The sequence below is a fragment of the Cyclobacterium sp. genome (assembly GCF_014762705.1).
In the GTDB taxonomy this organism is placed as follows: Bacteria; Bacteroidota; Bacteroidia; order Cytophagales; family Cyclobacteriaceae; genus Cyclobacterium.
Genome location: NZ_JABURL010000046.1, coordinates 138,254 through 159,872 on the forward strand (window position 1 = coordinate 138,254; position 21,619 = coordinate 159,872).

At 41.9% G+C, this 21,619-nt stretch carries 22 protein-coding genes, 1 tRNA gene and 1 pseudogene; 11 read left to right on the plus strand and 13 right to left on the minus strand.

Going from position 1 to position 21,619, the window contains the following annotated elements:
- Positions 1–18 precede the first annotated feature (18 nt).
- The 3 genes from raiA to rpsU are packed head-to-tail and all read right to left on the minus strand — an operon-like array spanning position 19 to position 1,491.
- The gene (gene raiA / locus HUJ21_RS08500) at positions 19–324 is read right to left on the minus strand and encodes a ribosome-associated translation inhibitor RaiA (protein ID WP_291368749.1); all 306 of its coding nucleotides are present in this window, start codon (positions 322–324) and stop codon (positions 19–21) included.
- Between the two features lie 31 nt (positions 325–355).
- Entirely contained in the window at positions 356–1,240 is an 885-nt protein-coding gene (locus HUJ21_RS08505; protein ID WP_291368751.1) for a tyrosine-type recombinase/integrase, read from the minus strand.
- Between the two features lie 56 nt (positions 1,241–1,296).
- Positions 1,297–1,491 (minus strand): 30S ribosomal protein S21, encoded by a 195-nt coding sequence (gene rpsU, locus HUJ21_RS08510; protein ID WP_073095989.1) that lies wholly within the window; start codon positions 1,489–1,491, stop codon positions 1,297–1,299.
- 155 nt (positions 1,492–1,646) lie between these two features.
- On the opposite strand from rpsU, the gene galE reads away from it, so the two are divergent.
- Entirely contained in the window at positions 1,647–2,672 is a 1,026-nt protein-coding gene (gene galE, locus HUJ21_RS08515; RefSeq protein WP_291368755.1) for a UDP-glucose 4-epimerase GalE, read from the plus strand.
- A 12-nt stretch (positions 2,673–2,684) separates the two neighbouring features.
- Positions 2,685–4,964 (plus strand): GH92 family glycosyl hydrolase, encoded by a 2,280-nt coding sequence (locus tag HUJ21_RS08520; RefSeq protein ID WP_291368757.1) that lies wholly within the window; start codon positions 2,685–2,687, stop codon positions 4,962–4,964.
- Positions 4,965–5,195: 231 nt separating this feature from the next.
- On the opposite strand, the gene HUJ21_RS08525 is transcribed toward HUJ21_RS08520, so the two are convergent.
- The 4 genes from HUJ21_RS08525 to HUJ21_RS08540 form a co-directional block, all read right to left on the minus strand.
- Positions 5,196–6,131 carry a hypothetical protein gene (locus HUJ21_RS08525; protein ID WP_291368759.1) on the minus strand — a complete coding sequence of 312 codons (936 nt, stop codon included), beginning with the start codon at positions 6,129–6,131 and terminating at the stop codon, positions 5,196–5,198.
- A 279-nt stretch (positions 6,132–6,410) separates the two neighbouring features.
- Positions 6,411–8,936, minus strand: coding sequence for an ATP-dependent Clp protease ATP-binding subunit (locus tag HUJ21_RS08530; RefSeq protein ID WP_291368761.1), 2,526 nt, complete (start codon positions 8,934–8,936; stop codon positions 6,411–6,413).
- Positions 8,937–9,020: 84 nt separating this feature from the next.
- Positions 9,021–9,656 (minus strand): WbqC family protein, encoded by a 636-nt coding sequence (locus HUJ21_RS08535; RefSeq protein WP_291368763.1) that lies wholly within the window; start codon positions 9,654–9,656, stop codon positions 9,021–9,023.
- A 63-nt stretch (positions 9,657–9,719) separates the two neighbouring features.
- Positions 9,720–10,349, minus strand: coding sequence for an L-threonylcarbamoyladenylate synthase (locus HUJ21_RS08540; protein WP_291368765.1), 630 nt, complete (start codon positions 10,347–10,349; stop codon positions 9,720–9,722).
- 212 nt (positions 10,350–10,561) lie between these two features.
- Here HUJ21_RS08540 and mltG point away from each other — a divergent pair, with 212 nt between their 5' ends.
- The 7 genes from mltG to istB all read left to right on the plus strand — a co-directional run bounded on the left by mltG (position 10,562) and on the right by istB (position 16,284).
- Positions 10,562–11,608, plus strand: coding sequence for an endolytic transglycosylase MltG (mltG, locus tag HUJ21_RS08545; RefSeq protein ID WP_291368767.1), 1,047 nt, complete (start codon positions 10,562–10,564; stop codon positions 11,606–11,608).
- Positions 11,608–12,036 carry a thioesterase family protein gene (locus tag HUJ21_RS08550; protein WP_291368769.1) on the plus strand — a complete coding sequence of 143 codons (429 nt, stop codon included), beginning with the start codon at positions 11,608–11,610 and terminating at the stop codon, positions 12,034–12,036. Before mltG ends, HUJ21_RS08550 begins: the two co-directional genes overlap by 1 nt.
- Positions 12,033–12,983: a YihY/virulence factor BrkB family protein gene (locus HUJ21_RS08555; protein WP_291368771.1), complete on the plus strand. Its 951-nt coding sequence runs from the start codon at positions 12,033–12,035 to the stop codon at positions 12,981–12,983. Before HUJ21_RS08550 ends, HUJ21_RS08555 begins: the two co-directional genes overlap by 4 nt.
- A 168-nt stretch (positions 12,984–13,151) precedes the next feature.
- Positions 13,152–13,236 (plus strand) — tRNA-Ser (locus HUJ21_RS08560).
- A gap of 118 nt (positions 13,237–13,354) precedes the next feature.
- A complete protein-coding gene (locus tag HUJ21_RS08565; protein ID WP_291368773.1) occupies positions 13,355–13,870 on the plus strand; it encodes a hypothetical protein in 516 nt (171 codons plus the stop codon).
- A 127-nt stretch (positions 13,871–13,997) separates the two neighbouring features.
- Complete coding sequence (gene istA, locus HUJ21_RS08570) at positions 13,998–15,521, plus strand: IS21 family transposase (protein ID WP_291368775.1); 1,524 nt, start codon at positions 13,998–14,000, stop codon at positions 15,519–15,521.
- Positions 15,522–15,528: 7 nt separating this feature from the next.
- Complete coding sequence (gene istB / locus HUJ21_RS08575) at positions 15,529–16,284, plus strand: IS21-like element helper ATPase IstB (RefSeq protein WP_291368777.1); 756 nt, start codon at positions 15,529–15,531, stop codon at positions 16,282–16,284.
- Between the two features lie 127 nt (positions 16,285–16,411).
- On the opposite strand, the gene radC is transcribed toward istB, so the two are convergent.
- A complete protein-coding gene (gene radC / locus HUJ21_RS08580) occupies positions 16,412–17,056 on the minus strand; it encodes a DNA repair protein RadC (protein ID WP_291368779.1) in 645 nt (214 codons plus the stop codon).
- A gap of 470 nt (positions 17,057–17,526) precedes the next feature.
- Here radC and HUJ21_RS08585 point away from each other — a divergent pair, with 470 nt between their 5' ends.
- Both HUJ21_RS08585 and HUJ21_RS08590 read left to right on the plus strand, forming a co-directional pair.
- On the plus strand, positions 17,527–17,862 hold the full coding sequence (locus HUJ21_RS08585) for a helix-turn-helix transcriptional regulator (RefSeq protein ID WP_291368781.1): 336 nt from the start codon (positions 17,527–17,529) through the stop codon (positions 17,860–17,862).
- 105 nt (positions 17,863–17,967) lie between these two features.
- The gene (locus tag HUJ21_RS08590) at positions 17,968–18,381 is read left to right on the plus strand and encodes a hypothetical protein (RefSeq protein WP_291368783.1); all 414 of its coding nucleotides are present in this window, start codon (positions 17,968–17,970) and stop codon (positions 18,379–18,381) included.
- A 389-nt stretch (positions 18,382–18,770) separates the two neighbouring features.
- Here HUJ21_RS08590 and HUJ21_RS08595 read toward each other — a convergent pair whose 3' ends face one another.
- The 5 genes and pseudogenes from HUJ21_RS08595 to HUJ21_RS08615 all read right to left on the minus strand — a co-directional run.
- Positions 18,771–19,136, minus strand: a complete 366-nt coding sequence (locus HUJ21_RS08595; RefSeq protein ID WP_291368785.1) for a hypothetical protein — start codon at positions 19,134–19,136, stop codon at positions 18,771–18,773.
- Positions 19,137–19,217: 81 nt separating this feature from the next.
- Positions 19,218–19,685, minus strand: a complete 468-nt coding sequence (locus HUJ21_RS08600) for an RHS repeat-associated core domain-containing protein (protein ID WP_291368787.1) — start codon at positions 19,683–19,685, stop codon at positions 19,218–19,220.
- 283 nt (positions 19,686–19,968) lie between these two features.
- The gene (locus tag HUJ21_RS08605; RefSeq protein WP_291368789.1) at positions 19,969–20,193 is read right to left on the minus strand and encodes a hypothetical protein; all 225 of its coding nucleotides are present in this window, start codon (positions 20,191–20,193) and stop codon (positions 19,969–19,971) included.
- A gap of 104 nt (positions 20,194–20,297) precedes the next feature.
- Positions 20,298–20,714 carry a hypothetical protein gene (locus HUJ21_RS08610; protein ID WP_291368791.1) on the minus strand — a complete coding sequence of 139 codons (417 nt, stop codon included), beginning with the start codon at positions 20,712–20,714 and terminating at the stop codon, positions 20,298–20,300.
- Positions 20,707–21,594: pseudogene (locus HUJ21_RS08615) on the minus strand (RHS repeat-associated core domain-containing protein); the annotation flags it as partial. The gene HUJ21_RS08610 and the pseudogene HUJ21_RS08615, both read right to left, overlap by 8 nt.
- Between the last annotated feature and the right edge of the window lie 25 nt (positions 21,595–21,619).

Sequence of the window (21,619 nt, forward strand, 5' to 3'; positions counted from 1 at the left end):
TATTACAAAAGTCTGTTGCTATTGCTTGGCCAGCACGAGTTTTTCCTTGTATTTTTTTATCTGCCTTCGCAATGCCTCAATGGCATCATCTGCAGCTGCTTCAAAGGAGTCGTTCTGACTTTTCGCAAAAAGTTGTTTTCCGGGTACATTCAGTTTGATTTCCACGATTTTATTCTCACTTCTGTCATTTTTATCCAGCCTCATAAAAACCTCTCCGTCAATGATCTGATCATAGTAGGTATCCAGTTTATCAGCCTTCTTCTGGATAAAGTTGATCAATTTCTGATCGGCGTCGAAATGAATTGAATGCATTTGTAATTTCATAGTAATCAATGTTTAAAAGTTTGACTTTTATTTACGCTTTAGGATGTGCCTGTTCATACACAGCCTTAAGTTTCTCGATAGAATTATGGGTGTAAACCTGGGTAGCGGCAAGACTTGAATGACCCAAAAGATCTTTGACCGCATTGAGGTCAGCTCCTTTATTAAGCAAATGGGTAGCAAAAGTATGTCTCATTAAATGGGGACTCTTTTTGGTGGTCTGAACAAAAATTTCAAGGTATTTCCTGACAATCCGGTAAATCATCATGGGATAAGCTGCTTCCCTGTTTAATTTAACGATAAAATAATCATTTCCGTCTATTAATGAAAATGTTTCTTCAAATACTTTTTTATATGAAATAATATTTTTTTGAAGGCCTGTTGAAATCGGAATGATTCGGTATTTTTTCCCTTTTCCCAATACTTTTAATTGGGCATTTACCAGGTCCACAGCAGCCCAGCGTAAACCGATTAATTCTGACAATCGCATTCCAGTGAGGTAAAGGATCTCCATGACCATGCGGTCTCTTTGCCCATCAAAATCGGACTCGAAATTGGCTTCCCGGAGTAGATCCTGCATCTCCTTTTCCTGTATAAAAGCTGGAAGTTTCCTGCCCTCTTTAAGGGATTGGATCTTAAAAGTCGGGTCCCTGCTGATTATTTCGGATTTCAATAAAAATTTATAAAAAGACCGCAATGTGGCCATTTTACGGTTAACCGTGGCTACCGAATGCCCTTCTTCAATCAGGTCTACCATCCAGGCTCTTATTTCAGCGTGGCTGGCTTCCTCTGCCTGTTCCATTTCAAAAGCAGTGCGGAGGAAATCCATAAAGGTTTCCAGATCTCTTTTGTAGGCCAATACCGTATGTGGACTGGCCCTTTTTTCGTTTTCCAGGAAGCTTATAAATGAAAAAAGCATATCGGTGATTTAATACACCAATATGCTCATTACTTTTATGAAAAAGAAAGGATTTGTTATTTTCCTTCCTGTTCCTGCATCCTTTGTTTGTAAGCGGCTTTTATCACTTCCGTTCTCCTTGTAATAGAAGGCTTTTCGAAATGCTGCCTGCTTCTCAATTCCCGGATGACTCCGGTCTTGTCAAACTTCTTCTTGAAACGCTTCAGCGCCTTTTCAATTGATTCGTTCTCTTTTACGTTAACTACGATCATATAATACACCTCCTTTCAGCCTGCAAAGTTAAATAAAGTAAATGATAATAAAAAGGATTCCTGTCTCAATAAGCCTCCAGCGATTGATCTATAACATTTACCATTTTTTCATTCCGTTTATTTTCCAGCATATGGATTAAACTTTATCTTTGGTCATGGAAAAAATTTTAATCACCGGGGGGGCAGGATATATCGGTTCCCATACCGCCGTAGCCTTGTACGAGGCTGGATACCAACCCATCATCATTGATGATTTTTCAAATTCTGAAAAAAGTGCCCTGGACGGCCTGAAAAAAATCACCGGAAAAGAAACCCCTTGCTATGAAGGGGATTGCAATGATGTTATCCTGATGGACAAAATATTCACCGAAAATCAGTTATCCGGTGTAATCCATTTTGCCGCTTTTAAAGCCGTGGGAGAAAGCACCCAATTGCCCATAAAATATTACAAAAACAACATCAATTCCTTGCTGGTTCTTTTGGAGACCATGGAAAAGCATGGGGTAGAAAACCTGGTTTTTTCATCGTCCTGCACGGTATATGGACAACCTGACCAGCTCCCGGTCAAGGAAATTACTCCAAGAAAAGATGCGGAAAGCCCCTATGGCAATACCAAAAAAATCTGTGAGGATATTTTATCCGACCAGGTGAAAAGTAAGGCCAGGCTTTCGGCCATTGCCTTACGTTATTTTAATCCCATCGGAGCTCATGCATCTTCACATATTGGGGAGTTGCCCATTGGGGTGCCTTCCAATCTGGTTCCTTTCGTCACCCAAACGGGAGCTGGTATACGTAAAGAATTGACTGTTTTCGGAAATGATTATGATACTCCTGACGGAACCTGCGTCCGGGACTATATTCACGTGATGGATCTGGCTGAGGCCCATGTTAAGGCCATTACTTACCTTAAGGATAAAAAATCTCCTTTTTATGATTGGTTTAACGTAGGGACAGGAAAAGGAAATACCGTTCTGGAAGTGATCGAGACCTTCGAAAAGGTAAGTGGCAAACCACTAAACTACACCGTAGGCCCCAGAAGACCCGGAGATGTGGTAAAGGTCTGGGCAGACACTGAAAAAATCAACCATGAATTGGGCTGGACTGCCCGCTTCAATCTGGAAGATGCCCTCAGAGACAGCTGGAACTGGCAGTTGAATTTATCCGGCAATTCCTCATCATAAAATTTGAACAACATGCAAACATCTATTTTCCGGATATACTTTCTACTTTGCTTACTCCCCCTTTTCTCTTTTCAGGTCAAACCTGATCCCCAGCCGGTAGACCTGGTTTACCCTATGCTCGACGCTGCCAATTCCCGTTGGTTTTATTTCAGTTCGGCAACCCGGCCATTTGGTATGGTCAATCTCAGTCCCGATCATGAAATAGACGGCGCATGGAACAGCGGTTACCGGTATGATGCCGATACCATTAAAGGATTTAGCCATATCCATGCCTGGCAACTTTCCGGTGTTTCCGTGATGCCTGTAAGCTACACCGAGGCTCCGGAAAAACTGATTGCAGACTACTATACTTCCTACAGTCATGAAAAGGAAACTGTCAAGGCAGGTTACCACAAAGTATTTTTAGACCGGTATGAAATAGATGCGGAACTCACAGCCAGCCATCGGGTAGGCATGCACCGTTACCGCTTTCCCACCGGAAAACAATCCGGAGTATTGTTTCACCTGGGCGGTATTTTGGGCCCCAGCTCCATGGTGGATGGGCAGCTAAAACAAACTGGCAAACGGAAATTAGAGGGTCAAATCACCAATTCCCCCACATCGCGAAGGCCCAAGCCCATTACCGTTCGCTTTCAGGTGGTATTTGACCATGATATTAAAAGCTGGACTGCGCACGATAGTCTACCGCATATCATTGTAGGTTTTGGTGAAAACCAGGGAAATCCGATACAAATGAAAGTAGGCCTTTCCTATACCCATCCGGATAATGCCTTGGAAAACTTGTTGACCGAAATTCCCCATTGGGATTTTGACCAGGTAGTAGCCGATACCCGGGAAGTTTGGAATGAATTATTGGCAAGGATTCAAATCGAAGGCAATACCGAAACACAGCAAAAAAGATTTTACACCGATCTTTGGAAAGCGTTGCAGGGCCGCAGGACCATCAGTGATGTGAATGGGGCATATCCGGATCTTACAGGAAATACTTTCCGTATTGGACAGTTGCCTTTGGACGATAAAGGAAAGCCCTTGTTCAGACATTTTAATTCAGATTCTTTCTGGGGAGCCCAATGGACCATCGCTGTTTTATGGGCACTGGTCTATCCGGATATTGCCGAGGAGTTTGCCAACAGTTTTGTTCAATATTACAGGGATGGGGGACTGATACCCAGAGGACCTTCCGGTGGCAACTATACCTATGTAATGACAGGGGCCTCGTCTACCCCCTTCTTTGTAGGCTTGTACCAAAAAGGTATCCGGGGCTTCGATATAGCAACTGCCTACGAGGGATTGAAAAAAAACCACCTCCCGGGCGGTATGATGAGCAAATCAGGTTATGAACATCAAACGGCCAAGGGTGGCAATGTGGAAGATTATATGAGTAAAGGATATGTCCCCTATCCCAACCCCAGGGGTAGATTTGGCGGGCACGAACAAGGTGCCGGCCAGACGCTGGAATACAGCTATCAGGACTGGACCTTAGCGCAGCTATCCAGGGCCTTGGGCAAACGGGCAGATGAAGCATTGTTTTTGAAGCGCTCGCAAAATTATAAAAACGTATATGATGCTCAATCCGGCTGGATGCGCCCCAAAGACGAAAAAGGACAATGGATGGAACCCTACGATCCGTATGACTATGGAAAGGGCTTTGTGGAAGCCAATGGAGCCCAGTTTACCTGGTTTGTACCTCATGACATTCCCGGACTGGCCCGGTTAATGGGCGGAAAGGAAAAAGCAGCAGTCAAACTTAACCGGCAGTTTGAGGAGGCAGAAAAACTGGGTTTCACTTCCGGAACTTCACATGCAGTAGAAACCCATCCGGAATACCGGCGCATCCCGGTGAACTATGGAAACCAACCTTCCATGCAAATGGCTTATGTATTCAATTACCTGGACCGTCCGGATTTGACCCAGTATTGGACCAGAAAAGTGCTGGATAAAGCCTTTTCAGCCCTGACGCCGCATTTGGGATACAATGGGGATGAAGATCAGGGCTTGATGGGTTCACTGGCGGTATTGATGAAGTTAGGCCTGTTTCAAATGAATGCCGGAACGGAAGAAAACCCCATTTATGAATTGGGAAGCCCTATTTTTGATAAAGCGGTGATTCACTTACATCCGGATTATTATTCCGGGGATACCTTTACGATTCAGGCAGAAAACAACCGGCCCGACCATTTTTATATCCAAGGTAAAACTTTCAATGGTAATGAAATTAAGGATATAGGCATCCGCCATGATGCGTTGGTAAGTGGGGGAATATTGAAATTAGAAATGGGCAGTAAGCCCTAAAACGTAAAATTAAGGAAAGCACATTCTGAAATCCGAAGACCCTTCAGGTTTTACACTTTCTTGGTGAGTTGAATATAGGGTTATGGTGTAAATTTTCAGCACCTATTAAAAAATGGGATTTTCATGTCCGTTAGAATTACCTATTTGTAAAAAGAAGCTGCCCGGATGACACAATTTTCCACAAATTATTGAATATTAGTTATTTAGCAAATATATCAATGGTAGGGTGGATCAATCGGTTTTCAATACTTTGTCATAACGATAAAGTACCGGTTCTACCCGCAATTTTTTTTCACTTAGTGTATAATAGGCTTGTCCATCAGGCGTAAAAGCAATGGCTTCCCCTTGAGGTTCAGGCTCATAAGGTAGTAATCTAGGTTGCCGCTGCAAAGTTTCTGCCAGAGATTCACCTGGATTCCGGGCCCAATAATAAACCACCCAATAGTTTTTGATGACTATCTGGGTTCCATCAGCGGAAATATCACCTCCTACGGAAAGGGTAATTGGAAGCTGCATCACTTTTTCCATGGTCACTTTTTCTCCATTGATCAGCTGGTCCGCATCCACTTTGTACAGGGTATTGCTGGCATCCCTTTTAGACAATACATACAAGTCACCTGACAATGGATCTACAAGCAAGGTTTCTGCATCCTTACTTCCGTCAGGATAGGCCAAAATTATTTTTTCTGGAACAACATTGAGTTTTTCCTTCAGGTCCAGGTCTTTTGGCTCGGGAATCCTATAAACGATCAATTCCTCATGCTTACTGAAATTATCACCAATATCACCAATATACAGATACGATTTTCCTGCAATTGGTCCTGGCCCGATAGCCATATCTTCCCAGTCCCTGTTGTGTACCCCTTCAAGCTTGATGGAACCCAGGTATTGGCCTAAGGTGTCCAGCACATAAATTTCCGGAGCACCATCGCTGTCATTGTGAACAAAAATACGTCCAGGATATTTTTGTGAAATGGCCATACCACTGGTTTCATCAATAAAGCTTTCTTCGATTTGTTTGATTTTCTGAGGTCCTGAAAAAATGGTGTATTCCACCTGTGGGTTAATTCTCAGATCATATTTCTTTTGTAGTTTCTCAGAAAGCAAAAAAGGTATGATAGAAAAAAGAAATAATACCTTCAAAAGCATCTCAATAAAAAATCTCATACCAGCATAAGTTTAATGCAAACATCACTTTTAGAAAAACCAAAAACAACAAGGGCCAAATCATTAAATTTAATTTACAAATATATGTTTTTGTATCTTGAATAAAAATTAATGCCTTTTAAACAGGTATTTAAACTCCGAAAACAATAAAGATACGATGAATTGATGTTTTGGGTTTTATTCCTAAACAGTCATTACAAATCCTGTTCCTAAAAAATAAAGGGAGACAAAATTTGCCTCCCTTTTATGGGTTATGCACCGAATTAATATCGGTTGTTGTTAATCAGCTTTCTCTTTTTTAGTTACTCTGATATCCAAAGCATCACCACTTCCTGAGTAATCAGCTATTATTACATCGCCGTCTGAAAGTTCACCTTTCAGGATTTCCTCGGCCAGTGCATCCTCCAGGTATTTTTGGATGGCTCTGTTGAGCGGTCTGGCCCCATATTGCTTGTCATAGCCTTTTTCGGATAGGAAATCTTTGGCCTCATTTGTCAATTCAATGACATATCCCAGGTCAGTAATTCTGGCAAACAATTTTTTAAGATTGATGTCTATGATCTGATGGATATGTTCCTTGGTAAGGGAATTGAATATTACCACATCGTCCAATCTGTTTAGAAACTCAGGACTAAATGCTTTTTTAAGGGCATTCTGAATGGTTGATTTCATTACCTCATCCATGTTCTCTTCCTTGGCTTTGGATGCAAATCCGATACCAGCACCGAAATCCTTCAGGTCTCTGACACCAATATTAGAAGTCATAATGATGATCGTATTTCTAAAATCAACCCTACGACCCAATCCGTCTGTAAGGACCCCATCATCTAAAACCTGCAACAGGATATTGAAAACATCCGGATGCGCTTTTTCTATCTCATCCAACAATACCACGGAATAAGGCTTTCTCCTTACTTTCTCTGTCAACTGTCCACCTTCTTCATATCCCACATAACCCGGAGGGGCTCCTACCAGTCTGGAAACAGAGAATTTTTCCATATATTCTGACATATCTATGCGTATCAGGGAATCCTCCTTGTCAAAAAGGTAGATGGCCAGCATTTTGGCAAGTTCTGTTTTACCTACTCCTGTAGGTCCAAGAAATACGAAGGAACCAATAGGCTTTTTAGGATCTTTAAGGCCTACCCTTGTCCTTTGAATGGCCTTGGTAAGTTTTTTGATTGCCTCTTCCTGACCTACTACTTTCCCCTTCAGCTCTTCACCCATATTAAGCAGCTTAGCTCCTTCATTTTGGGCAATTCGCCTGGCAGGTATACCGGTCATCATGGCTATCACTTCCGCCACGTTGTCTTCTTCTACCGTATATCTTTTGGTCTTACTTTCTTCTTCCCACTTGGCTTTCGCGTTCTCCAGTTGCTCAAGGAGTTTTTTCTCCTTGTCCCTGAGTTGGGCTGCTTCTTCGTATTTCTGGCTTTTGACAACGCGGTTTTTCTCCACCTTGATTTTTTCTACTTCTTCTTCCAGTTTGAGAATATTCTCAGGAACATGGATATTATTGATATGAACCCTTGCTCCGGCCTCATCCAGAATATCAATAGCTTTGTCCGGCAAAAACCGATCTGAGATGTACCTGTCTGAAAGATTTACGCAAGCCTGTATGGCCTCGGGAGTATAATTTACATTGTGATGGTCCTCATACTTGTCCTTAATATTCTCCAGGATTTGAACCGTTTCTTCAGGAGAGGTAGCGTCGACCATCACCATCTGAAACCTCCTTGCAAGAGCCCCATCTTTCTCAATGTACTGTCGATATTCATCCAGGGTGGTGGCACCAATACATTGTATTTCACCTCTGGCCAGTGCCGGTTTGAACATATTGGAAGCATCAAGGGAGCCGCTTGCCCCTCCAGCCCCAACAATGGTGTGTAGCTCATCAATGAAAAGAATGACATTTGGAGACTTCTCCAATTCATTCATCACTGCTTTCATACGCTCTTCAAACTGACCACGGTATTTGGTACCCGCCACCAGAGATGCAAGATCTAAAGTAACCACTCTCTTATTAAAAAGAACTCTGGAAACTTTCTTTTGGATGATCCTAAGGGCCAGACCTTCTGCAATAGCGGTCTTACCCACTCCGGGCTCACCTATAAGAATAGGATTGTTTTTCTTTCTTCTGGAAAGGATCTGAGCAACCCTTTCAATTTCTTTTTCCCTACCTATAATAGGGTCTAATTTATCCTCCTCAGCCATTCGGGTCAGGTCCCGTCCAAAATTGTCCAGCACCGGGGTTCTGGATTTTTCAGTGCTGCCCTTAGATGTACCAGATGATCCGCCAGAAGCACCAAACAATTTGGATCCTTCCTCATCGGAATCGTCTGCTTCAGTTCCTGATCTGGGAGATTGATCCGTCTGAAATTCCAGCATTTCTTTAACAGAGTCATAGGTAGCATCAAATTTTTGTAATATTTGAGTAGCTATATTGTCCTCATCTCTCAAAATTGAAAGCAGCAAATGCTCCGTGCCAATCAGCTGGCTTTTGAATATTTTAGCCTCCAGGTAGGTAATTTTTAGCACCTTCTCAGACTGTCTGGTCAAAGGGATATTCGCCAGATTTTTAACATTATGGTTGGCCGTACCTTTTACCGCCCTCTCTACAGAATTTCTCAATTCATCCAAAGGAACGCCAAGCTTTTTAAGAATGGAAACAGCCACTCCCTCACCTTCACGGATCATTCCTAACAAGAGGTGCTCTGTACCGATGTAATCATGTCCCAATCGCAAAGCTTCTTCGCGACTGAGGGAGATCACCTCTTTAACTCTGTTTGAAAATTTTGCTTCCATTATATCCTTTGTTATGGTATTATTTCGAATATTTGATTAATGTTATCAAATTTGTTTTAAAAACACAATACTTTTACATATTGTTCAATTACTTTTTTCTGATCGGTTCAAAATGGTTTCCGCCATAGGCCCCTCGCAGAACAACAAATCCACAATAGACAAATTAGGAACAAAGTTTACGCCAAATATTTGCTGATAGGCATAGGGAAAATATACTTTATCCCTGTTAATCGGCCTCTTGGGATGAATCAGCCCCCTAATATCCCTGTCCGTCCCTTTCACCTCTTTTTTTTCACTGACTATCAACCTGACATGCCAGCCCAGGAATTTAAGACAAAGTGTCAGTAATTCCCGATTTAAATCTATTAGGAAGGCATGCTTTCGTAAATATACATGCTCCAGGTCAGAATAAAAATATTCAAAAAAAGGGGCCTTACCATAAGCACTTTGAAGTCCCCTCAAATGAACATTCAACCATTTTTGATTGTAATCGATTCTGACATCCCTGATTTCCTGCTTTTTTCTGATCCCAAAAACCGGAACACTCAGTACTTCGGTTTTATTTGCCAACAAAACTTCCGCTTTATTTACATAAGATTGTCTTAATACTGGCTCATCTGATGGAATTATTAATTCTTTACAAGCTTTTACCGCTATGAAATAAGATAAGGGTGGCAAATAGAGCGAATCAGAAACAACTACCGGAAAGGTTTTATTCATTTTCTTCCGTTTGCTGTAAGTTAGGTTTAAGAAATTATTCAGACAAAGGAAATTTGATTTTCCTTAAATAATTTCACTCAATTTGCCCAAACCCTCCCTCAATACTTCAATCTTCTCTCCTGTACAATCAACGACTGTGGAGGCCACATTGTTTCCATATCCCCCGTCTATTACTATGTCCACCAGATCCTTGAACTTCTCATAAATCAATTCCGGATCGGTACTGTATTCAATCACATCATCTTCGTCTCTGATAGAGGTTGTCAGTATGGGTTGTCCCAGTTCTTTCACGAGGGTACGTGGAATACTGTGATCAGGCACCCTGATTCCTATAGTTTTCTTTTTGTTATTCAGTATTTTAGGTACCTTATTATTGGCGTCCAAAATAAAAGTAAAAGGCCCTGGCAGCGCTTTTTTCATTATTTTAAATACCGGCGTACTTAAAGCCCTGGTATATTCGGAAATATTACTCAGGTCGTAACATATAAACGAAAAATTCTGCTTTTTTGGTTTGACTCCCTTGATCAAACATACTCTTTCTATGGCCTTTTGATTAAAAATATCGCAGCCCATTCCATAAATGGTATCGGTGGGATAAATGATCACACCACCCTGCCTCAGGACATCGACTACCTGCTGTATCCTTCTCGGATCGGGGTTTTCAGGATAAATTTTAATAAATGCCGCTGCCATATTACGTTTAAAACGGAAAATCCTATTTTATGGGTTAACTATTTTTAAATTAAATCATTTAATCGACAAAATAAAAGCCACCCCTCCTTTTTAAGTGGATTTTGTTTTTCCTAAAACCAAGTACCTGATTTAATAGTATATTTGTGGTACAATCAGGTTCCTTATACCAAATCAATGATTTGATAATCATAAGTTAGAATTTAACAAAAAATATGCTTAAGGATAAAAAAAAGAAATACTTATTGGTGGGATTGGTGGCGTTTTCCGTATTATTAACCTCTTTGAGCTTTTATTTTTACCAGGCTTTTTTCTCTCCCAATACGATGGTGGACAGGGACGAGCCAGAGGTACTGGAGATTTATTCCGGCAGTTCCTTCAGTCAGGTACTGGATAGTTTAATTGCCAGGGACATCATCAACGAGGTGGTTACTTTCAGCTTTGTTGCGAAAATAATGAAATACCAGGAAGCTGTCAAACCAGGCCGGTATACCATTCAGCCAAAAATGTCCAACCGCGAATTGGTGACTTTGCTTCGCTCGGGACGACAAAGCCCTGTCAATATCACATTCAATAATATCAGGTTTCCTGAGGAGTTGGCCGAAAAAATCACTGCCAACCTGGAAATGGACGAAGCTTCCTTTCTGGCTTTACTGGAAGACAAGACATTCATTGAGAAATATGGCTTTGATACCACGAACATCATGGCTATGTTCATTCCCAATACCTATGAGGTTTACTGGGACCTTAGCCCCATAGACTTATTTGACCGGATGCACAGGGAATATGAAAAATTCTGGACCGAAGAAAGGAAAAATAAGGCAGAAAAGTTACAAATGAGCCCAGCAGAAGTCGCCACCCTTGCGTCCATTGTTCAGGCCGAGACGAACAAATCAGATGAAAGGCCACTTGTAGCAGGGGTATATATCAATCGCCTGAAAAGGAACATCCCCTTACAAGCCGACCCTACTTTGTTGTTTGCATTAGGCGACTTCAGTATAAGAAGGGTATTGAATGTGCATAAGGAAGTAGAAAGCCCTTATAACACCTATAAATATGCCGGTCTCCCACCCGGTCCTATCAATTTACCGGAGATCAGTTCCCTTGATGCTGTCCTGAATTACACAGAACACAATTACTTGTATTTCTGCGCCAAAGCAGATTTTTCAGGTTATCATGCCTTTGCCACCAATTTGCGGGATCACCTGAACAATGCCAGAAAATACCAAAATGCCTTAAACGCTTCGAAAATCTATAGATAATGTTTACATACGAACACCAACTTAGGGTAAGGTACGCAGAAACAGATCAAATGGGATACGTTTACTATGGTAACTACGCAGCCTACTATGAAGTTGCCAGGGTGGAAGCACTACGTAGTGTGGGCTTTTCCTACAAAGAAATGGAAGATAATGGTGTCATGATGCCCGTATTGGAAAACCACAGCCGTTTTTTACTACCAGGAAAGTACGATGAGCTTTTGACCATCCGGGTTAGTATCAGGGAAATGCCCGGCTCAAGAATTCGTTTTCATTATGAAATATTTTCAGAAGCTGGTCAACTGATTCACAAAGGTGAAACCCTTTTAACTTTCCTCAAAACAGACAGCCACAGACCCTGCAGGCCACCTCAGAAATTTATTTCTCTTATCCGGCCCTATTTCGAACCATCTCCCAAAACCACGATGTGAAAAAGCGGATAAAAAATCTTAAAGGCAGGTTACATGAACAGGCTTTGCGGCTTAAGCCCATTCATTTTGGCAATCCTGATCAAAACCTCTATGATGTGGGTAAGATATTCTTGCACCACATTCAAAAAGATGATGTATTTGAAAGGGCCAGTGCCATGGCTTTTAATTTCACCGTAGCCATGTTTCCCTTGTTGCTTTTTTTGTTAAACACCATACCCTTTATACAGTTTTTTATTCCTGAAGTGACCACGGCCAATATCCTGATATTTGTCAGGGATATTTTGCCAGACAATATTTACAACGAAGCAGCCCCTACAATAATGGATATTATCAGTAAACCCAGGCAGAGTTTGTTATCTCTGGGATTTTTCCTGGCCCTATACCTTTCCACCAACGGGGTAATTTCCATGATGAATGCTTTCAATGCGGTGTACAGGACCAGGGAGTACAGGGGATTCTTTCGGACCAGGTTGGTGGCCGCAAGCATCGTTGTGGTACTGGTATTGAGCATATGCGGAGCGGTATTGGTGATGTTGGTAGGGAGTAATCTTTTGTATCGCTTTTCGGAATTTGAGTTTGTGAGCAATTCCATTTATTATTACTCGCTGGCTTCTTTCAGGTTTTTGGTTCTTTTGTTATTGTTTATAATAGCCACAGCATATATCTTCCGTTTTGCTCCAGCAGTTCATGACAAATGGAAGTTTTTTTCAACAGGTTCGGTTGTCGCTGGTGCATTGATTACCCTGGGATTTTTTCTGTTTACTTTTTACTTAAATAACTTCTCCACTTACAACAAACTTTATGGTTCCATTGGAACCATGATTGCAGTAATGCTGTGGTTGTGGATTACCTCCATATTGGTATTGGTAGGTTTTGAGATCAACGTAAGTCTGGACAAGGCACGGGATAGAAAAATGCGAAAAAAGCAGGCGGTTCAAAACCAATAAATTAGCCATATTTCATTTATTTTACCGGCATTAGATTTGAATAATTTGGAAATAGGTCTACCTTTGCAAACCGAAACACATTAAAAAAGTGTTTGTGGATTATTAAATGTCGGAAATCAGGAAGACTTGATCTCTTAACTGTAACGACACAGAAAAAAAGCATCATTAAGAGGAGTGGCAGAGTGGTCGATTGCGGCGGTCTTGAAAACCGTTGTACCGCGAGGTACCGGGGGTTCGAATCCCTCCTCCTCTGCTGAGTAAAACCCTAACTACTTGAAATATAGTAAGTTAGGGTTTTTATTTTTTAAAAGGGGGCCAATTGGGGGGCTAAAAAATAGTCTGATTTTCTTGAAATTGAGCCTTATGATTGCATGGCTTTAACAATCGCAAGGTATAATCCAATCATTTGGAGGAGGTATCTTATTCTCCAGCAAGGTTTTCAACGGATCGCAAAAAAGGTGGAAGATGGCCATGCAATCAAGGAGAAAACGGAAATTGCCAAGAAGGCTGTGGCATCGAAATCGCTAAGGTGCGAGATAGGAATCTACCTGTACATCCTTTTTCCTGTGGTTTTCAATTTTTTGCTAAGTATTTTGAGCGGGAAGATGAAAAGAGATGATTACCGAACACACATTGATGGGGTCTTTGAAAAAATCATGCTCGATGGAATTGACTATTCTGGGTTTATGGATATTCTTAGAAAGATCACCAGTTCGAACAAGAATTTTGTCTATGCGATTGGCTGTTTTTTGCTGGGCACCTTTCCCAATCTGACAGAGGCGGCTAAACTCCATTTTGTTAATCTGATTAGGCTGGATGATACTTTTAAGAAGACTAATAAATCGTTTTATAATTTTCAAGTGATTACCTTTTTGAGAATTTTTTGAAACTTAAGTTTCAAAACAATCCCAAGGCTGTATGTATTAAAGTAAAACTGCCCCCATTTCAATTTAAAAGTATACCACTTATTCTCAACTTGAACGGTCTACCAGATGCGTTCATAAAATGATAAGTATGTATACAAAACAGGAAATTATTTTAAAGAGTTACCGTGAGGGCAAAAGCCAACGGGCGATAAGCAAAGAGCTTGGTATCAGTAGAAAGACAGTAAAAAGATACATTACCGAGTTTGAAGTGCATCTGCAGTCAGGATTGCCTGCCCAAGAGGCGGTAACCGAGTATCTGTCAAGTCCCCCCGCCTACCAACCAGGTAAGCGCGGGAAACTAAAACTCACTGTAGAAGTGCGTGAGGCCATTGATAGACTTCTGGCTGCCAATGAAGAGAAAAAGCAGCAGGGGCTGCGAAAACAACTGCTTAAGAAATGTGATATTCATGCCTTACTGAAGGAGCAAGGCATTGCTATCGGCTACACCTCGGTCTGCAATTACATCAAAGAAAAACAGGGGAAGTCAGCACCCAGGGAGGCTTTTATTCGGCAGGATTATGTTCTCGGATCTGTCTGTGAATTTGATTGGGGGGAAATAAAGCTATTTATAGACGGGAAGCTGACCCGTTTTCAACTTGCCGTATTTACCGGGGCCTACAGCAATTACCGTTATGCTATTATTTATCAGCGTCAGGACACGTTAGCCTTTATGGAATCCCATGTAGGCTTTTTTGAGTATCTACAGGGTGTCTATAAGGAGATGGTCTACGACAACATGCGGGTAGCGGTATCAAAATTCGTAGGCAGGCATGAAAAAGAGCCCACTCAGGCACTGTTACAACTCCGTGGGCATTACCACTTTTCCCACCGCTTCTGCAACATCTACCGTGGCAATGAAAAAGGTCATGTGGAACGGAGCGTGGAATACATACGACGCAAAAGCTTCGGTGTAAAATGCCACTTTGCCGATTTGGAAGAAGCCGCAGATTGGCTTGACAAAACAACAGCTTCCCTGAACAATACCACTCAAAAACTTACAGGAAAGACAGCCAACGAGCTGCTTGAAGAGGAAAGGGCAGCTCTGTTGCCGCTCCCGGCAAGACTGCTCTGCTCGGACCAGATCCAGCTCAGAGTGGATAAATATGCCACGGTAAGCTACAAAACCAACCGGTACTCGGTGCCCGACTGTTTGGTGGGTGACTTTGTGCAAGCCAAAATCATGAGCCATGAGCTTTGGTTTTACCATAACGACCGCAGAGTAGCCATTCACCCCCGAAGTTATCAGAAGCACTGGTGGATCATCAAAATAGACCACTACCTGGAAACTTTCCAACGTAAACCCGGGGCCCTGGCAGGGAGCGTAGCCCTGGCAAGCTCAGGGTATTTAAAAGAGCTTTACGAAGCCCATTTTGTAGGGGAACCGCGCAACTTTATCGATCTTCTGGATTATTGCAGCCGGCATGGCATTACGGATGAAAAGTTAAAACAGGCAGTAACACAGCTTACGCAGAATCCAATAAAAAGCCTCACAACGGAAAGGGTAAAGGCACTCCTGGGCAATAAGCAGGAGGATCTTCCTCTGCCTGAATGGACCCAGACCACCGCAATGGCCAAATCACAGCTTCAACAGGTATCAGCATTAATAAATTAAAGGACTTATGGATAAAATGATCAACGAACGCATTGTGGACTACAGTAAAGAATTACGGCTGCCCGTATTTAGAAGGGAATTCAAGGCTTTGGCAAAAGAAGCTGCCGCACAGCGACTGAATTATGAAGACTTCCTTTTACAGCTGATGGAACGGGAATATGAAGGGAGGCTGGAAAACCGCAAGAAGTCCCATATCAGGCAGGCCAACTTTCCCTCCAAAATGTATTTAAATGACCTTAAACGGGAACAATTGCCTGCCAATGCAATGGAGAAACTCCCCTTACTGGAACGCCTTGACTTTATTGAATCAGGGCAAAATATAGTATTGGCCGGAAACCCAGGTACCGGCAAAACCCATATCGCCGTCGGCCTTGGTCTAAAGGCCTGTATCCAGGGGTATAAGGTATTGTTTACCACAGTCCATAAACTATTGACCCAGATCCGGGAATCACACTCCCAGCGTACCCTGAAAATAATGGAAATGCGCTTTGAAAAGTACGACTTAGTAATCTGTGATGAGTTTGGCTATGTCTCCTTTGACAAGGAAGGATCCGAACTCCTGTTCAATCATCTATCCTTAAGAGCCGGACGTAAATCAACAATAATTACCACAAACCTCGGGTTTGAACGATGGGAGGAAATATTCGGTGATCCCGTACTAACGGCTGCCCTGGTCGACAGGATCACCCATAAAGCCCACCTTGTAAATATGAATGGGGAATCCTACCGGTTGAAGGAAACCAAGCAGATGATGGGCAAATGAAAAAACAAAGAACAAGCAGCCGGGCACCGCCGGTATCCCTGTTCTCTGGGGTACCCCAGAGAACAGGGATACCGTTGTTAATTAATTTAAAATGGTATACTTTTAGAATAAAATTGTGGTATACTTTTCAGTTGAAATAAACACTCAGGTACGAACCATCTGTAAAAATCAGGTGGTCCAGGACCGGTATTTCCAGTCTCTTTCCGACTTCGGTCAGCCGGCTGGTCAACCTTTTGTCCTGTTCGGATGGTTTCATATTCCCTGATGGATGGTTATGTACCAGAATTAGTCCGGAGGCCAAATAATCCAGCGCTTTTCTGAAGATCAGTTTGGGATCTGCCAGGGTACCGTGCGTTCCTCCGGAGCTGATCTTGTGCAATTTTAGCACCTGGTTGTTACGGTTCAACAAAAGAATGTAAAAGTGTTCCACCACTTCATCAAACAGGAAGGGTTTCATGCAGTTGTATACATCCTGGGAACAGTTGATTTTGATTTTCTTAACCGGCTGTTCAAACATCCGTCTTCTTCCCAGTTCAAAGGAAGTGACCAATGAGGTTGCCCGGGTATATCCGATGCCATCTATTTTGAGCCATTTTTCCATGTCCCATTTGGCGAGTTCCGAAAGCCGGTTATCTGCCAGTTTAAGGATCTCCCGGGCTTTGTTTACCCCGATATTGGCGATGGCAGCGATGAGATGATAATCTGTCATGGCGGATTTTCCCTGGTTGTACAGTATCTCCGTAGGTTCTGATAATAAATTAAAAGATTTCATAATGTGCTTACCGACTTTAAATCTCCTGGCACTGGAGGGCTAAATGAATGATAAGCCCATCCCATGGGGAGTTTTTCACTAAGCACAAGGAGGAACGGAATAAAACATCTCGGGCATTCACCTCCTATTATGCCGTAGTTCCTTGGAATTTTTCAGGCAATCAAAGCGGATGCATGTGAAAAAATAGCCCATAAATTGGTGCGTCATTGATTTGGTCAAGTAGATCCATCTTTCCAAAATCGATACCGTTGATCGGGGTAAAAGGGAGAGGTCATTACAGTTGGTTGTCTGGCATCAGGCCAGTGTTATCTGGGTCGCCTCTTAGTGGCAGGCCGGGTTTGATCACCGGTATTGATATCCATTTCTGCCTGCCATGGAAAAATTCAAATCAATAATATTAATTGTATTTGCTTTATTAGTGATGTATTTTTGTAAATCACTATCATATAACTCTCAAAAACGAGGTATTTATGGCTTTTTCAGCCAGATTGGCGTTCGCCCGCAAGCAGAAAAAAATCAGGCAGACAGACCTGGGGAAGCTCGTCGGGACTTCAGGGGATATCATCGGCAAGTACGAACGGGGCGAAAACATCCCCTCCATTGACGTAGCCGCCAAGATCGCCGATGCACTGGGGGTAACCCTGGATTATCTGGTAAAGGACGGGGAGTATGAGCGCATTGACAACGAAACGCTCAAAAAACTGAAGGAGATCCAAAACCTGGATCCCGAAAACAAGTCGCACGTCTTTGCCACCATTGATGCTTTCATCAAAGCTGCAAAACTCAAAAGTATTGCAGCTTTATGAGGACACGTTGTTTGATTTTAAATTAGGCTTGCTTTTACCTTTATGAATAACCGATCTTTGATTTTGTTAAAAAAAACAATATTCCATACTTGCAAATATTTAATTATGGCTATGCTCTTCACTCAGTGTACTCAGAATAGCCAAAAAAACCAAGAAATTACTGGGGCTTGGATGTTCATGGATTCAAGTGGTATGTATAACGAGGCTCTAATTAGTAATGATTTTTTCATCATTCATAATGATTTGATGGGAACATCAATATCAAAAATTCTTTATATAAATGATGGTTTTTTTACAATTTCTACTGAGGACGATAAAAGTATTAAATATCAAATTTCAAACCCTAAACAAGATCACTTCATTATTTTTAATGAGTTTGAAAAACTAGAACTAAAATCTATAGCTGTAGAATCTGATATCAATTTAATTGGTCAAGGCCATCAAGAAGAGATTGAAAAATACTGGCAAGAATTTCGAGAAAGACAAAACTCAATTGATACAACCGACATTCTCCTATAGTCGGTACTTATGAAACGTTCTAATTTTCTCCTTCAAAGAGATGGATAATACCGCCAATACCGATATTGGAATGCAGAAACCAATGAACGCAACTTGCATGGATTTACTCTGTATTAAAATATTATCTCTCCAATATCCTTTCAATAGAAAATAACTGGTTAAACAAGCTAAAAGGAATAATAAGCCAAAAACAATAAAGGAATTCACAGGTTTGACCCTGGCATAAACACTGTTCAATTTTATCTTATCTGATTTTCTACAATACCTACACTCTACATCTAATTCACTCCCTACCTTCTCTGAAAGTTTATAACGATCCTCTTTAAAAGAAAATAAAGAGTTGGTTTTACCACACTTTCTGCATGTATAAACCAACTCCAACATGTAATTCATTTTTTCAATACATTATAGGCCTGTCTGGCTTGATTTAACCAATCACTACCACTCCAGCTTCCTTTATTTTCCTGAAGAAATCTGATCCATGGATTATTTGACAACTTGACACCTCTGGCAGCAATATTCAACTGAGATGAAGCTTTCAGCATATTTCGATTTTTTGAGAACGTATTTATCGCTGACATTCCACTTCCTGCAAATGTAAAATCGTCAACGCCTGCTGGAGCTGGCAATGGAATCATCCCTAAATCAGCTGCCATATAAAAAGAATCCTTACTTCCGTATTTTCTGACAAGATGCCTACCATAATCAGACCTGTTCCAAACCATATCGCTTCTAGATAGCCCCTGACTTTCCATTTCTCCAATATTTCTGATTTTAATCCCTCCTTTTTGCGCTGCATTATATCTCTCAACAAGATCGAATGCATTATAATGCCCTTAATATTCCTCAGGGAGATCAGACCATAAATCAACTTTACTTACAGTATAAGTAAAATCTCCAGGCTTACCACCGGGAACGGCCGCAGCTCCAACATGAATATTATTTTTTGAACCTTCTATTAAAGTCTTTCTATTCCCAATATGTACTGTTTGCTGTGATTCGCCTCCTAAATCACTTATCCAATCCAGCTCACCAGTATTTGTATTTAACCTCCATTCATCTAACATCCCATCAGGATCGGTCCTATTCAACGAGTTGTTCTGTACATAATTATAGGGCGAGAGCCAATCCCTTTTACTGGCCAACGGATCCAGACTGGTCCAACGCCCTATTCCAGGGTCAAAATACCTCGCCCCAAAGTCGTATAAATTGAGATTTAGGTCGTCCAACAGTTCCTTCCCGTTGTAGAGGTACTTATTCGCCTTAATCCCTGCATACTGAAACCCAATCCCCGTCAACTCCAATCCCCAGGGATTCCCGATTCGCTGCGCTACTCGGGACAGGCTCCATGCGTCTCCTACATAATGGGCGAGGTTGTACTCATCACCATAAAGTCATCGAACCATACGTCCTCGGAAGTTTCATTAATTACGAAGGTTTCCATATATCCGTCCTCACCAATATACAGGTTTTCTTCCAATACCTCGTGCTGGTTGGCTGCGTTTTTCGTAAGGACGCCACCCGCAGCCTGGCCCCTCCTAAAACCAGCCCTGCAACCCGGCCCGTCGCTAAATTAGTCCTAAGGGACTAATTCTTTACGCTCCGTCCTACCGGACTGTTTCTTAACGCTCGGTCCTCCACCTCATACCTATTGCTGTCCTGATCGTATAGTGCACAAATCAGGTAAGCTTCGGGAGCTTCTTTTCGCTGGAGGTCACCGGCTAGTTTATTGGCCAGGTTCAGAAGGGCCATGGGATTTCTGGAACCGGAGCGTTGTAGGCTTCCGGCCAGCTCACTAATTCCGTCCACCATCTGCTCCTTTGCGGATTGAGACAGGTAGGCTCCTGGTTTGAGGATGGTTCGCTCGGATGTATTCTATTATTTAAAATTGTTCCTAGAAAAACTCAGAACCCAGCTTAATCTGTATGAAAATATTCCCTTAATCCAAAATCCTCGGTCCGTTTCAATCTATATTTTTTGATTTCATCAGGTATTTTAACCCAACCTTCAATGGGTATATCAATATTTAAAGAGTCTGGAAATGGGTAATATAGAAGAATAGTGGATATGGATTGTTTATCCTTACCAAACTCTACTATAAATTGTTGACCAATCTTTGCAGAATAAGAACCTTTCCAACTTGATCCCTCTATTTTCTGTCCCTTGAAATAAAAATCAAATTGTACCGAGGTGCCTGATTTCAGTCCTATGCTTGTACCGGTTACCTCTCCAACTGTGTATAATTTTTCGTAGGAATCGTAATAAAGGTTCCATAAAAATGTTCCTAATATACCTAATAAAAACCCTAAAACTAACTTTTTTTTATCACTCATCCTTCACCCCTTCTTTGATTCCTGTTCCAACGGTATTTCTTAAGTTGCCATTAAAGCTGTTGAAAAAGTTAACTACTGACTTTTCAACTCCGGCAGCACTCATTTTATCCACGTGCCATCTATTATAGCCACCAATGAGCATATCTGTGCCAAATTGTGCCGCATTTTTTCCATCACCAAACCTTACAAAACCATCTTTTTGAGTAAAATCAAAAGTAGCCATCAATACAAACCCATATTTTCCGAAACCAGCAAACCCAATATCCGCCAAATCCATTTGAGACAAATTTCCATTGAACAGCAAACTGTTTCCTGCCTGCCATGTGGCCTCCATAGTCATATTAATTCCCGTCCGGCTTGCCAAAACTGAGCCTAGCGTCTCTATCAACATAGGACTGGCCGCCGCTGCCACCATACTTCCTGTAACACCATAAGCCACCATCGCGCGTATTCCTCTCATAAACTCGGAGTCTCTGTATTTTATTACCTCCCCGGAACTAAAATGGAGAGTGCTTCCCCGTCTAAAAAGCTGGTGGGCCTGAGATAAACCTTCGTTCTGTGCGGTAAAGCTGATATTCCGGTAAATGGGACTGCTGCTTCTGCCTAGATCTCGCATCAGAGAACCATAATCCGGGGCAACCCTTGGTAGCCTCGTGGCATAAACCACAACTTCGTTGAGGTCCACACACTCCTCGCATCCTCCGGAAAGGCCAGTTGGATCGTTGAATTTCAAAGGATTGTTAAACCCATATACCATCGGACTCACAGAGGTAAACATGTCTGAAAGCTTGTCCATTCCCTGAAATCTACCAATAACCGGATCATACATCCTTTGCCCATAATCATAAATGTTCACACCATGATCAGTCAGGTGTTCCTTCCTGTTGTAGAGGTAACGCTAAACT